The sequence below is a fragment of the Paenochrobactrum pullorum genome, assembly GCF_041929845.1.
GTDB classification, from domain to species: domain Bacteria; phylum Pseudomonadota; class Alphaproteobacteria; order Rhizobiales; family Rhizobiaceae; genus Paenochrobactrum; species Paenochrobactrum pullorum.
Genome location: NZ_JBHEEH010000011.1, coordinates 75,445 through 89,750 on the forward strand (window position 1 = coordinate 75,445; position 14,306 = coordinate 89,750).

The window sequence follows — 14,306 nt, forward strand, 5'->3', positions numbered from 1 at the left end:
CTTTGACGTGACACTCATCTGACACCGCATCAAGTTATTACCCTAGGGAGGTTATTATGACAGCGATGGCACCGGATCCCAAGATCCTTGACCCTATTGAAACTGCATCACGCGATGAAATCGAGGCGTTGCAGTTCCATCGCATGAAGCGTTCATTGAAGCATTGCTATGAAAATTCCCCGTTCTACCGCAAGCGTTTTATCGAAGCTGATGTGCATCCGGAAGAGTTGAAAACACTCTCCGACATTTCCAAATTTCCGTTCACCTATAAGCAGGATCTGCGCGACACTTATCCGTTCGGCATGTTTGCAGTGCCGCAGAACAAGGTTGTGCGTATTCACGGTTCATCCGGCACAACCGGCAAGCCGACTGTTGTCGGTTATTCGCAGTCAGACATTGATAATTGGGCAAATTTGATTGCCCGTTCCATCCGTGCCGGTGGCGGTCGCTCCGGTGATATGCTGCATAATGCTTATGGTTATGGCTTGTTTACCGGTGGTATCGGCGCGCATTATGGTGCGGAGCGCTTGGGCTGCACAGTCATTCCGATGTCCGGCGGTCAGACCGAGCGACAGGTCACCCTGATCAATGACTTCCGACCGCGCATCATCATGGTAACGCAAAGCTACATGCTTTCCATTCTGGATGAATTCCGTCGTCAGGGGCTTGATCCGCGCAAGAGCTCGCTGGAAATAGGTATTTTCGGAGCCGAACCATGGACAAATTCCATGCGTGAAGAAATCGAAGATGCTTTTAACATGCATGCTGTCGACATCTATGGTCTGTCGGAAGTGATGGGGCCGGGTGTTGCGATGGAATGTGTGGAAACCAAAGATGGTCTGCATGTTTGGGAAGATCACTTCTATCCGGAAATTATTGATCCTGTGACCGGTGAAGTAATGCCTGATGGTCAGGTGGGTGAATTGGTATTTACCACACTCACCAAAGAAGCACTGCCGATGGTTCGTTATCGCACCCGCGATTTGACCCGCATTTTGCCGGGCACTGCCCGCTCGATGCGCCGTATTGAAAAAATCACCGGCCGCAGTGATGATATGATTATCTTGCGTGGTGTGAATGTGTTCCCGACCCAGATCGAAGAGCAGGTTCTCAAATGTTCTGGTCTTGCACCGCATTTCCAAATTCAACTGACCCGTACCGGTCGTATGGATTGCATGACCGTTCATGTGGAATGCACAACCGATATGACAGATGATGATGCGCGTGCTAAATCAGCGCGTGAACTTTCACATCATATCAAAAGCGTTGTTGGTGTTTCGGCACAAGTGGTCGTTAAAGATCCGCATTCTATGGTACGCTCTGAAGGCAAAGCCAAGCGCGTTGTGGATGACCGCCCTGTTGAATAATGGCCCTACTAATATAGCTAAGTCAACTTGGCTAATTGGATTTGAAAAGTTAATAATCATATCAGGGGGCATTTTTAGCCCCCTTATCTTTTGCTGATGAAGCACGATACTGTAAGAATGAGGGAGGCAATATGTCTCGTACCAGAGCCACCGATTTTGAAGAAAAACAACGTGGTTTACTGATGAGCGCCGCGGAAGTGTTTGCTGAGGTGGGCATGGAGAAAGCCTCCATGTCGCTTATTGCAAAACATGCAAGTGTATCTAAATCTTTGCTCTATCATTATTATCCCAGCAAAGAAGAGCTGATTTTTGCCATCATTTCCACGCATCTGGAAGATCTGGTGGCCGCGATTGAAGATGCTGATGACGAAACATTGCCGCCGCAAAAACGTCTGCGTCAACTGGTCGGCACGGTGCTGGAATGCTATAAAGGTGCCGACAATCAACATAAAGTGCAGCTGAATGCGGCATGGGCTTTGCCGGACGACAAACGCCAGCAGATTTACACGATTGAACGCGGCATCGTGAAGCGTTTTTCAAAAGTTCTGCGTGAGATCAATCCTGAATTGGATAATGCCGAGCGCCCGCTGCTTACGCCCGTGACCATGTCGTTGTTCGGGATGATCAACTGGGTTTATATGTGGTTTAAAGACGGCGGCAAAATTACCCGTGATGATTATGCCGATGTGGCGACAACATTGATTTTAGAAGGCATCAAAGCGGTTCGTTAATTTTTTTGTACGGTTGAATAATAAAAGCGGAGCGCTTGTGGGAAGCGCTCCGCTTTTTTATTTTTATGCGGGTGTTGCGGCCAGCGGCCATGTTTTGGCAACCATGGTAAGAACGTCGTATTGGGCAACGACGTCATCACGCTGGTTGGTGACGCGGCAATCCCAGCGCACTTCGCCGTGCTGGCTGTTCATGCGCGGGTTGATTTCCTTACAGGTGAGACGCACCTGCAAAGTGTCGCCAAAATAAACCGGCACGAGGAAGCGCAGATTATCAACGCCGTAATTGGCAAGAACCGGCCCTGCATCAGGATGGACAAAAAGCCCTGCCGCAAAGCTTGCAATCAGATAGCCATGCGCCACGCGTTCATCAAAAAACGGATTGGCTTTGGCAGCTTCACTGTCCATATGTGCATAGAATGTATCACCGGTAAAATGTGCGAAATGCTCGACATCTTCCAAAGTGATGGTGCGTTGTTCGGTGACAAGCTGATCGCCGATTTTCAGTTCTGCCAAGGATTTGCGGAACGGATGCTCGCCCTGATAGCTTGGCGCACCTTCAATCCAGCGTCCGGTGACGGCTGAAAGCAGGGTAGGAGAGCCCTGAATGGCAGTGCGCTGCATGAAATGCTTGACGCCACGAATGCCGCCCATTTCTTCGCCGCCACCTGCGCGTCCCGGGCCACCATGAATAAGACCGGCAAGCGGTGAACCATGGCCGGTGGATGATTTGGCAGTCTCCCGATTGCCAATCATCACACGGCCATGCCACGCAGCGACACCGAGAACGGCTTTCTCGGCAGTCTTGGGATCATTGGTGAAAACGGATGAAACGAGCGAACCTTTGCCTTTGCGCGCAAGAGCAATAGCTTCATCAAGATCATCATAAGCCATAACAGTTGAAACAGGGCCAAAAGCCTCCACATCGTGGATGGCTTTCGCTTCAAACGGTTTATCAGCGTAAAGCAGAACCGGATTGAGGAAAGCACCTTTTTCTGCGTCCCCTGAAGTGAGGCGAACCTCATCGGGATTGCCTGCAACAATGCTGGCACCTTTTTGCAGCTCAGTAATACGTTCACGTACTTCCACGCGCTGATCGAGGCTTGCAAGTGCGCCCATACGGGTGGCTTCATCGCCCGGCAAACCAACAGCAGTTTTGCCCAAGCGATCACGCAGCGCATCAATCAATGCATCAACTTGTGCGCGCGGTGCGATAACACGACGAATGGCGGTGCATTTCTGCCCTGCCTTCGAGGTCATTTCGCGTGCGACTTCTTTGACGAAAAGATCAAATTCCGGCGTGCCGACAACCGCATCTTCGCCCAAAATCGAGGCGTTCAGACTGTCGGCTTCCATGGTGAAACGGGTGGAATTAGCAACAATGGCTGGATGGTTTTTCAGCATACGGCCAACTTTGGCCGAACCTGTGAAAGTCACGGCATCCTGCTCGGTGACATGGTCAAGCATATTGCCGACCGAACCACAGATAAGCTGCAAGGCACCTTCAGGCAGAATACCGCTTTCGATGATGCGGCGCACCATCAGCTCGGTTAAATAGGCGGTCTGGCTGGCTGGTTTAACAATGCAAGGCACACCGGCAATCAGCGTCGGTGCGATTTTTTCCAACATGCCCCAGATCGGGAAGTTGTAAGCATTGATATGCACGGCCACACCTGCAAGCGGGGTGAGAATATGCTGGCCTAAAAAGCTGCCATCGCGTGAAAGCGGTTCGATATCACCTTCGGTGAGCACGCGGGTGTTTGGCAGTTCACGGCGACCTTTGGAAGAATAGGTCAGCATCGTGCCGATGCCGCCTTCAATATCGACCCAAGCGTCAGGGCGCGTCGCACCGGTATGCAGGCTTTCGGTGTAGAACTCTTCCTTTTGTGTCATCAGCAACTGGCCAAGCTCTTTGAGAAGCAGGGCACGCTCATGGAAGGTCATTGCTTGCAGTTTTGGTGCTGCAATTTTGCGACCATAGTCCAAAACATCGGCAAAATTTATGCCGGTTGAATCGATCTGCGCAACCGGTACGCCTGTTGCGGCATCGAGAAGCGTTTGCCCTTCTTTAGTGCCAGCGACCCAGCTGCCATAGACATAGCTTTCAAGGCGGCGAGGCTGAACAGCCGTATTGCTCATTGCGTTTCCTTCCAAATTTCTAATGGGGGCGGGGCGCAGTTATGCGCCCTTAATCAAAGACCAAGGGCTGTCAGTGCTTTACTGCATTCAGCATTCCACTGCGCCAGCAAATCTTTGTTGGAGCTATGGCGCAGGCCAAAGCGGCTTAAAATTTCAAAGCGATTTGAATTCGGATCACCAAAACCGGCACCCACGCGTGGGTGCCAATAAGCAACCGAAGATTTAGCCTCAGCGCGACCTTCTTCGGTGGTGACGATTTCGGTCAAACCCTCAAGGCCTAGCTGCATATGACGCATTTCGCGCGGGGTAATCTCGCGGAAAACTTCAGCCAAAGGCGCATAAGAGATGCGGGTAAACTCGGTCATCAACACACTAGTCGCCAAGCCTTGCAGTACATTCATCACCACCGCATCAGTCCAGCTGATAATCGGGTAATGAAAAACCGAAACGCGCATATCGCCTTCTTTACGCGCTAGACCTAAATCGCTGTCGCGCTCAACGCGTGCAGCCCAATCATATTGCGATTGATAACGGCGCTTGTCGGTGCCGAAATCACCCATAATATTGAGAACGCGCTCGGCATGATCTGCTTTTTCAAGCGTGATGCGGCTCGCTGCAATGCGCTCTTTAATGGCTGGTGCAAAGTTGATCGAGGAGGCAAAACCGGCAGAGGCTGCCAATTCGCTGTCGATAAAGCTCGCCATAATACGCATCAACTCGCCGCGATAACGCGCTGGCACATTGTTTGGTGCGGTCAAAACACCGCCTTTTGCCAGATAGTCTTCAATATTCATCAGATCAGTCATGGCATGTTCCTTTATTCGTCGTAAGTAACGATAACGCGGTCGCTGAGCACAGAAGCCTGACAGGAGAGCACATAACCGGCACGCACTTCATAATCTTCAAGCGCGTGGTTGATGGCCATTTCCACTTCACCTTCCAGCACTTTACAGCGGCAAGTTGAGCAGACACCGGCTTTGCAGGAATATGGCGCATCGAGATTGTTGGCGAGTGCCGCATCCAGAATGGTTTCGCCGTTTCGCTGCATTTCAAAATTGCGCGTAGTGCCGTCAAGGGTAAGCGTTGCCTGAACGCCTGCACCATCAGTTATGGCTTGTTTTGAAACCGTGCGCTGTTTGGCGCGACCCTGCTGACCGGAGGCAAAAAGCTCGAATTTGATCTGTTCGTCTTTGAGGCCGTGATCGCGCAGGCTTGCCGCAACGCTCAGCATCATCGGTTCAGGACCACAAATAAAGGCTGTATCAATGGCTTTTGGATCAATCCATGCGCGGAACAGATCTTTCATTTTCGCTTCATCAATACGGCCGGTGAACAGGTCGATTTCTTGTCCTTCCTGACGCAGGATGTGAATGACGGAAAAACGGCCAAGATAGGTGTTTTTCAAATCTTCCAGCACTTCGCGGAACATGATCGAGCTGATCTGGCGATTGGCGTAAACCAAGGTGAAGCGTGAATGTGGCTCGCGCGCCAAGGTGGTTTTGATGATGGAAAGCAAAGGCGTGATGCCGGAACCGGCGGCAAAGCCCAAATATTGCTTGGCCTGATCGGCAGCCAGCGGCGCGAAGAAACGCCCCATCGGCGGCATGGCCTCAATCTCGTCGCCGGGATTGAGGTTTTCATTCGCCCATGTGCTGAAGGCACCGCCATCCACACGCTTGATGCCGACCTGCAAAACACCGTCATCAACACCAGCGCAGATCGAATAGCTGCGGCGCAGTTCCTCGCCGTCAAAGGTGCGGCGGAAGGTCAGATATTGACCTTGGGTAAAATTAAAATGCTCGCGATCTTCATCACGCGGAGCGAGCGTCAGGACGACGGCATCTCGCGTATCGCGTTGAATATCAGTGACCTTCAGGGTGTGAAAGCGTGCCATGAGGTATCTTTCTTAAAACCTACCTGCATCCTTAGATGCATTTGAACTTGGCTGCATCTTGCGGATGCACTTGAAACTAGATTGCATCCTTAGATGCATTTGAAATAGTCGAAAGGCTCCAGACAATCCTTGCAGCGATAGCTGGCCTTGCAGGGTGTGGAGCCGAACTGGCTGATTTTCTCGGTATTGATTGATGAGCAGCGCGGACAACTGATCGTCATATTGGCGCCGGAAAGGCTGCGCGCACGGTCAAGCAAAACGCCGTCAGCGGCAGTGCCGTCAACCGGTGGCGTGATGCCGTAAGCGCGCAGTTTTTCACGCGCTTCTGCGGTTAGCCAATCTGTTGTCCATGCCGGAGACAGGCGACGTTCCAGCCGCAATTGCTCGATGCCTTTGGCGCGTAATGCCGTTTCAATATCGAGATTAATAATACCTGTCGCCGGACAGCCGCTATAAGTCGGCGTGACGGTGACGACCAGTTCATTATCCTGCCATTCGACATCACGGATAATGCCGAGATCTGTCAGGCTGATAACCGGGATTTCGGGATCCGGAACCTCGGCGAGCCAGCCCCAGACTTGGTCAATGGAGGGACGGGCAGTGTTCTGCATGGCGCTTACCAACTGGCGCCAGGATAAGCGCGCTGCAACCATTGCATTTGGGTCAGTAAATGCCCCAAATGTTCGGTATGAACGCCCTGACGGCCACCTTGATGGGCAAATGTACTATCAGGAATGCGCAAATTTGCTTCGCTCAGCACGGCGTGGATCACGGCTTCCCAGTTTGCACGCAGATCTGCCGGATCGGGTGCCAAACCTTGCTCAGCGACTTGCTTGTCACTATCATCGCTAATGAACATTTCGCCGGTGTAGGACCACAAAGCATCCAGCGCATTCTGCATGATTTTGTGGCTTGTCGCGGTGCCATCGCCCAGACGGATAACCAGATCAGAAGAGCGCTCCAGATGATAGGCGACTTCTTTGGCTGATTTTTCCGCAATATCGGCTATGCGCTGATCGGTCGATTTTTTCAGCTCTTTCAAAAGTTCCAGATGATAGGCATCAAACAAAAACTGGCGCATCAATGTGTGACCGAAATCACCATTCGGACGCTCAACGATCAGCAGGTTTTTGAAATCCCAGCCATCACGCAAGAAAGCCAGATCATCGGCGGAGCGGCCTTTGCCTTCCACTTCACCGGCCAGACCAAGCCAAAACTGGGTTTGGCCGATCAGATCAAGTGCTACGTTTGCCAGTGCAATATCTTCTTCCAATGCCGGTGAATGGCCACACCATTCTGAAACACGATGGCCGAGGATTAGAGTATTGTCGCCTATACGCAGCAAAGTTTCAAAAAGCGGGTCATTTTTTGGTTCAGCAAGAGGGCGTACGTTGCGTACGATCTCTTCCTGTCTGGCGCGGTCACGAACCGGCGCTGTTTTGCCGTGTGCTGCGCTCATTACATGCTCCCCACTTCTTCAGGAATGTCGAAGAATGTCGGATGACGGTAAACTTTGCTGTTGGAAGGCTCGAAAAGCGGGCCTTTGTCCGACGGGCTTGAAGCAACGATATCATCGGAGCGCACTGCCCAGATTGATACGCCTTCATTGCGGCGGGTGTAAACATCGCGGGCATTGTTGATGGCCATTGCAGCGTCGGGCGCATGAAGGCTGCCGACATGACGATGGTTGAGGCCGTGCTGACCGCGGATAAAGATCTCCCAGAGTGGCCATTCTTTTGACATGGGTGTGTTCCTTGACTTTGTGGCACTTAAATTTTCTGCTTGTTCGTAAGCTGCTTATTCAGCGGCTACACGTGCAGCGCGTGCATCAACTTTTTCCGCATGCGCAACCAGCGCTTCGCGGAACCATGCACCGTCATCCCAAGCTTTGACGCGTGCGCCGAGACGATCGGCATTGCACGGGCCATTGCCGTTAATGACGTTGAAAAACTCTTCCCAATTTGGCTCGGTAAAGTCGTAACCGCCTTTTTCCTCGTTCCATTTCAGGTTTGGATCCGGCACAGTCAGACCCAGATATTCGGCCTGTGGTACGGTCTGATCGACGAACTTCTGACGCAGCTCGTCATTGGTATTCATCTTGATCTTCCATGCCATCGACTGCACGGAATGGACTGAATCTTTATCCGAGGGGCCAAACATCATCAGCGACGGATACCAGAGACGGTTCAATGCATCCTGCGCCATGCGTTTTTGTTCCGGCGTGCCGGAAGCCATCTTCATCATCACGGCATAGCCCTGACGCTGATGGAAGGATTCTTCCTTACAAATACGGATCATCGCACGGCTATAAGGGCCATAAGATGTACGCTGCAACGGCACTTGGTTCATAATCGCTGCACCGTCAACCAGCCAGCCCACTGCGCCCATATCAGCCCAGTTGAGGGTTGGATAGTTGAATATGGACGAATATTTCATCTTGCCTGCATGCAGGCGCTCCAGCAATTCATCACGCGAAACACCAAGGGTTTCTGCGGCTGAATAGAGATAAAGACCGTGACCGGCTTCATCCTGCACTTTGGCCAGCAAAATGGCTTTGCGTTCCAGTGTTGGTGCGCGGGTGATCCAGTTGCCTTCCGGAAGCTGGCCGACAATTTCACTATGGGCATGCTGGCCGATCTGGCGGATCAGAGTTTTGCGGTAGCCTTCCGGCATCCACTCTTTAGGTTCAATCTTTTCACCGCGGTCAATGCGTTCCTGAAACGCAATTTCCTGCGGGCTCATATCAGTGCGGTCTTTTGCACCTTCAGACGTTACGAGCTGTGCATACATTTTAAGATGTCCTTCCTGCTCACACGCGTTCGATAATGATAGCGATGCCCTGACCAACGCCGATACACATTGTGCATAATGCATAGCGTCCGCCGTTGCGGTGTAATTGATACATGGCAGTTGCAACCAGACGCGCACCCGACATGCCGAGCGGATGACCGATCGCAATCGCGCCGCCGTTCGGGTTCACATGTTCTGCATCATCCGGCAGGCCGAGATCACGAAGAGTAGCCAATGCCTGACTGGCAAAAGCCTCATTGAGCTCGATCACATCCATCTGATCAATGGTGAGACCCGCACGCGCCAAAACTTTTTTGGCAGCAGGTGAGGGGCCGATACCCATGATGCGCGGTTCAACACCGGCGGCGACCATGGAGACGATGCGCGCTTTAGGAGTAAGTCCTTGTGCTTTGGCCGCCTCGCTTGAGAGGATTGTTAAGGCGGCTGCACCATCATTAACGCCGGATGCATTACCGGCTGTAACCGTCCGATCAGGGCCATTGATGGCTTTTAGTTTAGCAAGTGTTTCAAAAGTTGTTCCTGGGCGTGGATGCTCGTCTTCGGCCACAATAATCGGATCACCACGACGCGGTGTAATGGTCACCGGTGCAATCTCATCATTGAAAAGACCCGCAGCCTGCGCTTTCGCCCAACGTGCCTGACTGCGTGCTGCAAAAGCATCTTGATCTTCGCGGGAAATATTAAAGTCACCTGCCACATTGTCGGCGGTTTCCGGCATTGTATCAACGCCGAATTTTGCTTTCATGGCCGGATTGACAAAACGCCAGCCGATGGTGGTGTCATAAACCGCATTGCTGCGTGAAAATGCACTGTCGGCTTTCGGCATGACAAACGGAGCGCGCGTCATGCTTTCAACGCCACCGGCAATCACGAAGTCGCAATCACCAGCGCGGATAGCACGTGCTGCCATACCAATCGCATCCATGCCAGAGCCACAAAGGCGGTTGACCGTGGTACCCGGAACACTGACCGGCAGGCCTGCGAGGAGAGCAGCCATGCGACCGACATTGCGGTTGTCTTCGCCTGCCTGGTTGGCGCAGCCGTAAATCAGATCGTCAACAGCTGACCAATTGACCGAAGGATTGCGCTCGATAAGGGCTTTGAGAGGCAGTGCTGCAAGATCATCTGCACGCACGGAAGCCAGCGCTCCGCCATACCGACCAATTGGAGTACGAACTGCATCACAGATAAAAGCATCTTGCATGAATATTTTCCTTCCTACCCTGAAAGCGGAAGAATCTCCTCATTCATCGACCGCTTGGTCAGATTATAAGGCCATGAAACATTACAATGCAAGTAAATTTTTAGAATTGTTGTAATGTTTTGAATTTCAGAGCTTTTTTATTCGGCAATTAACAATCCCTGATGGCGTGAGCGCGTTTCATCGGTATTTGCCGGTAAAACACCGTCAACACCTTCACAAAGAGCAGCAATACAGCTTTCTGCTTTCGGGCTCAGTGACAGATAAAGATTGCGGAACAAATTGCGCGCCGTGTGACCTTGCCAGTCTTGCGGCAAAGCCTTCAGCGGCAGGCGCGGGTCACGCAGCAAAACGCCGCGATACATATGCACCAGAATGAGCCGTGCCATCAGTGCGTTTTCAGACGATAAGTCATCGGCACGCTGATAAAGCGGTTCAAAGCGGGCAATGAGATCACAGTAACGCTGGTGGATTTGGCTCAAATCCCAGAACTGCGCCAGCCAGCCCATGTCATCGGGGTCTTGTGCGCGCAGGATTTGTGCGTTTTCCGGCAAAGTCTGTCCGCGATCAGGGCGGATAAAAATGGCTGATCCCATCCGCCCCATGCGAAGGCGCGCGGCATCGGCATCGCTTAAATCAGGCGCATAAATGACCTGCCAACCTTTAGGCTCCTGATCCGGTTGATAAAGAAGTTTGGCCGCTTGTTCAAACTCGGTGCGCGAAGAGGCGTCAAGACTGTAATAGCTGCGCCGTCCGTTGCGCTCACCTTTGAGACGATTAGCGGTCACCAGCCGTGAAACGGCAGTCCTCACTACTGATTCACTTAAACCCGCACGGTTGCAAATCTCGATTAAAGAGCCGGTCCAAAATACGCCGCCACGCGGTAAAACAATGTCGCCATAAACTGTGACGATAAAAGCTGCTGCCCGCAATTCCTGATCTTTGAGCAGATTTTTAATGGTTTTATCGACGGACATGGATGTTTTACTTTCAATTGAAGCAACAGAAAAACAGCTGCGATGAGATGTTAGCTGATGCAGAGAAAGATGATGTTTTCTTGTAGCTTTCATAAACCAACTATTTAGAGATAGCAAAACTATCAAAAAAGGCGTTTACAAGCTGATGCAAACGCCCTTTAAAATGCTGGTTAACTTAGTAGATGATTATTTCTTTCGGCACGGCATGTCAGCGTCTTCTGCATTGATAGCGGTGCCATCGATGGTTTCAATGCCGTAAAGTAGTTTTGCACGTGCTTCAATGGAAGCCAGTAATGCATTGCCTAAATCAAGGGCACGCTCAGATTGGCGCACACTGTAGTCTGTTAGATATTTGGATGCCAATTCAGGTTTTTCAGCTTGATAAAGAATTTCGGCGGTTGTCTGAATGGTTGCAATATCTTGAATTTGCCCGTCTTCGAAGGCTTCCAGTGCTTGGGTGACTTCCGGCATGAATGTTTCAGGATGGGCGCAGCTATGATACATGATGCGCTTAAACAAACGGCCTGCAAATTGGGTTGCTTCCTGAGACTGATATTCAGCATTTAAGAAGGTGGAACCTGCATCACGGAACAAATATCGATGAATACCATATTCCGGAATAACTTTATTGATCCCGATATGGTAAGGCACAAATGGAGCCGTTACAGAACCGGTAGGCGCAACCCAAAGCAGGTTGAGCTCAGGGCGTGTTGTCTCACGTAACTGTGCCACTTCACCATAGCCGGAGCGTTCGGTTGATACGCGTGGATCGCGCACCATTTTCATCATTTTTTTCAAAGTGACCGGTGCCATGTCGCGTAATTCTTTTTCGACCGTATCAATTGTCCAGTGTTTTTGACCGGTACGCATCGGGCGGTCTTGTTCGCTATAAACAGCATGGACATTGAAAGGCTTATCACCGTCACGCTTCCACCAGCCTTGCTCAATGGCGAAATCATAAAAATTAGGCGATGCCAAATAATCATTGCTGTCAGTAATATCGGCCGGAATATCGCCGATATAGCCGGGATAAGAAACGCGGACATCGTCTGGCCCTAAGCGTTCAGCCACCCAAAGCCCTTTGCCACCTGCAAATTGCAGAACTACCCAACCTTCATTTTTGTCAGCAATAAGATGAGAGTTCCCACCGTAAGTGGTGTAGCCATATTTATTGATGAGATCACCAATGATTTCGACGGCTTCACGTGCTGTTTTGGCACGTTCCAATGCAATGCGTGCCAGATCGCTATATTGCGGGCCGGTTTGCGGATTGGGTGTCATCTCGACAAGCTCATCGCGGGAGTTAGACCAGATGTCACGGATTGCAACACCGTGCTCATTCAGGCCTCCATTGGTCAGAGGCGCCGGAAAGCCTTCAAAATCGCTGTAGTTCATGTTGATATATTTGAATGTCTCAGGCGCTTGGGGAATTTCCATCAATTTGCCTGGCATATATGCTTTTTCTGTTGCTCCGACAGAAATGGTTGTTCCTTCCGCATGTTTCTTCGCAGGTACTACAGTTAACCAGTGACCGGATACTTCTTCACCGGTGCCGCCGATAAGTACTGAGCCGTCTTCGGTCAGGTTTTTACCAACATAAAAGCCATAACTGGCCAATGTTGGAGATGACATTGATACGGATACCAATAAATTGAGTGCGATGATTTTGCAGAAATCCGAATTTTTCATTATTTCCTCTTGCGAGTGCATTTCATGTTACATTCGGAGGCCACATCCCCTTTCGTAAGCGCATAATAAATAATGTGCAGAAATGAGCCTCTAACGCCTATAGTGGAGAAATAATTTTTAAGGATCAACCGTGTTTTTGAAATTTTGTTATTAAAAACTGATGTATATAAAATAAAATAATAATATAAAATATTGCATATTGGTTACTTATGATAAGGATAAATTATTGTTAATATACTTAATACTGTAATTTATTATTGATATTCGTCAGATTTTAGCCTGATGATAAAAAAATAAGAAAAATTTATTTATATCAGTTTATATAATACACTAATAAGCTGATGTGAGAGTTGGCATAAGTGCTGCCTATTTTGGAAAAATTACTTCAAGTGATTATTGAGTTATTTGCTTTGGCATCCATCATTGCGAGCATTCAAGGCTCGTTACTTTTAGGCAAAAGTGCATTTAATGCTTCCTGATTTGTACTGCACAATGAATTTACGTTATTTTCACAGCTAGCTGACTTGTTAACGGAACGGTACCAGATACAAAATGTAGATATAGGCCAACTGCCAGAGCAATTGCTCCAAACGATAGCAAAAGGGTGTTTACGCGGGATAAACTGTCTTTGTGCATAAGGCGCCCTTTTAATTTCAATGGCGCCTTAAAGTTAATTTTTTAAATACGCAATTTAACTCCGATCATTTATGTTTTTATAGTTATCATGAAATGAGTTCTGAAAATTTATAATATTATTTTAAAAGATGTTTGATTTGAAATAAAGTATTTTAATTTATTTTTCTTGGTAAAATCATTGGATTTATTTAGACTGAAGACCTATTAAATGTCTTGCGTTGAGGTGATCTACCGGATTCATTGGTCACATTAGGAGGTGCGCCATGAGTCATCTTAAAGCCCATCGTACCGCAGCCAGCCTGCTAAAAAAAGGGATGTTCCCAGACGTATTGGGCGCACCAAAGGCGGACTGAATTCTAAATTGCATGCTGTAGCGATCGCTATGGCCGTCCACTGATTATGCTGCTCTCGGAAGGGCAGGTAAGTGTTTACAAAGGCACGGCCTTGATAATCAACGCTCTTCCGCGCGCAGACACATTGCTAGCGGATAAAGGTTATGATGCAGATTGGTTTCGTGACGCGCTCACTGAGCGTGGCATCAAGGTTTGCATTCCGTCGAAGGCAAATCGCAAAGTGCCAATAGCGCATGACGTTACGCTCTACCGAAAACGCCACAAGATCGAGAATATGTTTGGAAAGCTCAAAGATTGGAGGAGGGTTCACACCCGCTACGACCGATGTGCCCATACATTCATGTCAGTAATTTGCATCGCTGCAATAATCATCTTTTGGATCAATCAATGAGTCTTGAGCCTAGGCTGAGGACTCAATTACCCCATGCGATGAGTGTAGAAACAAGAGCAATTGCGGCGAGATAGTTTATTGCGAGGCGATCATATCTGGTTGCAATGCGTCGCCAGTTTT

General features: G+C 49.8%; 12 protein-coding genes and 2 pseudogenes. 3 read left to right on the plus strand and 11 right to left on the minus strand.

Annotation, left to right across the window (positions count from 1 at the left end; all coding sequences use genetic code 11):
• The first annotated feature begins 56 nt into the window (after positions 1–56).
• Positions 57–1,367, plus strand: a complete 1,311-nt coding sequence (paaK, locus tag JNC77_RS13775) for a phenylacetate--CoA ligase PaaK (protein ID WP_374833468.1) — start codon at positions 57–59, stop codon at positions 1,365–1,367.
• Between the two features lie 131 nt (positions 1,368–1,498).
• Positions 1,499–2,098 carry a TetR/AcrR family transcriptional regulator gene (locus JNC77_RS13780; protein WP_374833470.1) on the plus strand — a complete coding sequence of 200 codons (600 nt, stop codon included), beginning with the start codon at positions 1,499–1,501 and terminating at the stop codon, positions 2,096–2,098.
• Positions 2,099–2,161: 63 nt separating this feature from the next.
• Here JNC77_RS13780 and paaZ read toward each other — a convergent pair whose 3' ends face one another.
• The 10 genes from paaZ to JNC77_RS13830 form a co-directional block, all read right to left on the minus strand.
• Positions 2,162–4,234 carry a phenylacetic acid degradation bifunctional protein PaaZ gene (gene paaZ, locus JNC77_RS13785; protein ID WP_374833472.1) on the minus strand — a complete coding sequence of 691 codons (2,073 nt, stop codon included), beginning with the start codon at positions 4,232–4,234 and terminating at the stop codon, positions 2,162–2,164.
• 53 nt (positions 4,235–4,287) lie between these two features.
• Complete coding sequence (locus tag JNC77_RS13790; RefSeq protein WP_374833474.1) at positions 4,288–5,040, minus strand: Phenylacetic acid catabolic protein; 753 nt, start codon at positions 5,038–5,040, stop codon at positions 4,288–4,290.
• 11 nt (positions 5,041–5,051) lie between these two features.
• Complete coding sequence (paaE, locus tag JNC77_RS13795; RefSeq protein ID WP_374833476.1) at positions 5,052–6,128, minus strand: 1,2-phenylacetyl-CoA epoxidase subunit PaaE; 1,077 nt, start codon at positions 6,126–6,128, stop codon at positions 5,052–5,054.
• Positions 6,129–6,217: 89 nt separating this feature from the next.
• A complete protein-coding gene (gene paaD, locus JNC77_RS13800) occupies positions 6,218–6,739 on the minus strand; it encodes a 1,2-phenylacetyl-CoA epoxidase subunit PaaD (protein WP_374833478.1) in 522 nt (173 codons plus the stop codon).
• Positions 6,740–6,744: 5 nt separating this feature from the next.
• Positions 6,745–7,587, minus strand: coding sequence for a 1,2-phenylacetyl-CoA epoxidase subunit PaaC (gene paaC / locus JNC77_RS13805; RefSeq protein ID WP_374833480.1), 843 nt, complete (start codon positions 7,585–7,587; stop codon positions 6,745–6,747).
• On the minus strand, positions 7,587–7,871 hold the full coding sequence (paaB, locus tag JNC77_RS13810) for a 1,2-phenylacetyl-CoA epoxidase subunit PaaB (RefSeq protein WP_184222979.1): 285 nt from the start codon (positions 7,869–7,871) through the stop codon (positions 7,587–7,589). Before paaB ends, paaC begins: the two co-directional genes overlap by 1 nt.
• A gap of 54 nt (positions 7,872–7,925) precedes the next feature.
• A complete protein-coding gene (paaA, locus tag JNC77_RS13815; protein ID WP_374833482.1) occupies positions 7,926–8,918 on the minus strand; it encodes a 1,2-phenylacetyl-CoA epoxidase subunit PaaA in 993 nt (330 codons plus the stop codon).
• 19 nt (positions 8,919–8,937) lie between these two features.
• A complete protein-coding gene (gene pcaF / locus JNC77_RS13820; protein WP_374833484.1) occupies positions 8,938–10,143 on the minus strand; it encodes a 3-oxoadipyl-CoA thiolase in 1,206 nt (401 codons plus the stop codon).
• 137 nt (positions 10,144–10,280) lie between these two features.
• On the minus strand, positions 10,281–11,117 hold the full coding sequence (locus JNC77_RS13825) for a PaaX family transcriptional regulator C-terminal domain-containing protein (protein WP_374833486.1): 837 nt from the start codon (positions 11,115–11,117) through the stop codon (positions 10,281–10,283).
• A 186-nt stretch (positions 11,118–11,303) separates the two neighbouring features.
• The gene (locus JNC77_RS13830; protein WP_374833488.1) at positions 11,304–12,806 is read right to left on the minus strand and encodes a C69 family dipeptidase; all 1,503 of its coding nucleotides are present in this window, start codon (positions 12,804–12,806) and stop codon (positions 11,304–11,306) included.
• A gap of 902 nt (positions 12,807–13,708) precedes the next feature.
• On the opposite strand from JNC77_RS13830, the pseudogene JNC77_RS13835 reads away from it, so the two are divergent.
• A pseudogene (locus JNC77_RS13835) lies at positions 13,709–14,186 on the plus strand (IS5 family transposase); the annotation flags it as partial.
• A 22-nt stretch (positions 14,187–14,208) separates the two neighbouring features.
• Here the strand turns inward: JNC77_RS13835 and JNC77_RS13840 are convergent.
• Positions 14,209–14,306, minus strand: a pseudogene (locus JNC77_RS13840) (IS5/IS1182 family transposase); the annotation flags it as partial.